Annotated in this window: 2 protein-coding genes; both read left to right on the top strand. The window is 31.4% G+C overall.

Annotation, left to right across the window (positions count from 1 at the left end; genetic code table 11):
• The first annotated feature begins 155 nt into the window (after positions 1–155).
• Positions 156–752, top strand: a complete 597-nt coding sequence (locus ACR65M_RS26920; protein ID WP_440274946.1) for a hypothetical protein — start codon at positions 156–158, stop codon at positions 750–752.
• Positions 753–911: 159 nt separating this feature from the next.
• Positions 912–1,085: a hypothetical protein gene (locus tag ACR65M_RS26915; protein WP_440274945.1), complete on the top strand. Its 174-nt coding sequence runs from the start codon at positions 912–914 to the stop codon at positions 1,083–1,085.
• Positions 1,086–1,274 lie beyond the last annotated feature (189 nt).

The raw sequence follows: 1,274 nt of genomic DNA, 5'->3' as shown, positions 1-1,274 counted from the left end.
ATTATTAAAAACAAGCTAATATGAAAATCTAAGAAAACGAGAGAAATCGGCAGATTTCGCTTTCTTCATTGAGGGAGGTTAGTAAGAAGGGGTTAGTCTTAAATCTATTGATATTATGGTAGGATTAAATGCATAAATATGGAGGGGGAGAAAAATTGAATATATATATTACTTGCAGTCAATGTATTAGATTAAGTCAAAATCCACCTGACCCTCAAGATTTGCAATTCTATAAAGTCCCGGTAAATGAAGAAGGCGTTTATAATTTTACTTGTTATAAAGGACACGAGACAACAGCAATATCTGCTTATGATAAGTATCAAATATTATTTCAAATGGCTGCAAATGCTTTATTGGATGGCTATTACTTCGAAGCAGTGGGATGTTTTATTGCATCAGTAGAGAGGTTTAGAGAATGGACGATTAAATTTATTTGGTACTTAAATGGTATAGGTGAAGAGAAATATGTAGAACTATGGAAAAAACAATTAAAAAATTTTTCAGAAAGACAATTAGGAGCTTTTTCTTCGATGTTTATAAATCATTTCAAAGAAGCTCCACTTATTTTTGATGATAAACAAAACAAATTTAGAAATAGTGTTTTACACAAGGGAAAGATTCCCACTAAAGATGAAACATACGAGTTTGGTGAATATGTGGATAGGAGGACTGGATTTGGAATTCCTTGGTTCCGCAATACCGATTGTTATTCCTTTTGTAATTTTAATTTGTATAATAGGCTTCACAAGTGAGGCTATAAAACGAAAAGGTTAAAATAAATGTTACTTTGATAACGGGGTGCGGTAATCCAAGAGAGGATTATCGCTTATTTTTGTCGATTTTTTTCTACTAATGGTGCAGGCTTGCTCAATAAGTATGTATAAATCATTTATAAAGGAGAATTAAATAATTTGAGATTTTTAATTGCTATTCCATTAATAATTATTGGTGCTTTATTGCTTGGGTTGACTAATGATGACATAGATTATAAAGGTAAAGTTATTATTTATCTAATGGGGTGGGCGTTTTTTTTAGGTGGTATTTTAATTGGTAGAAGAAAAAGAGGCAGAAATCAATCACCTTAACAACTGGTTCAAAACCAAGAAGAAAGTGACGAACTTTTTATTGAAGTAACGGGGCAGCATTCCTGTAATGGATGAAAATGAGATTTGAGAATAAAAATAACCTCTTGGTAGAATATGGTATGTCAACACTAAACTAGACACTTTTTTTAGGGTGTATCTTTTTAAATTCAATGGGACTTAGATAGTCAA

Source organism: Ferdinandcohnia sp. SAFN-114 (assembly GCF_059415045.1).
This window is presented reverse-complemented; position numbering and strand designations above follow the sequence as displayed.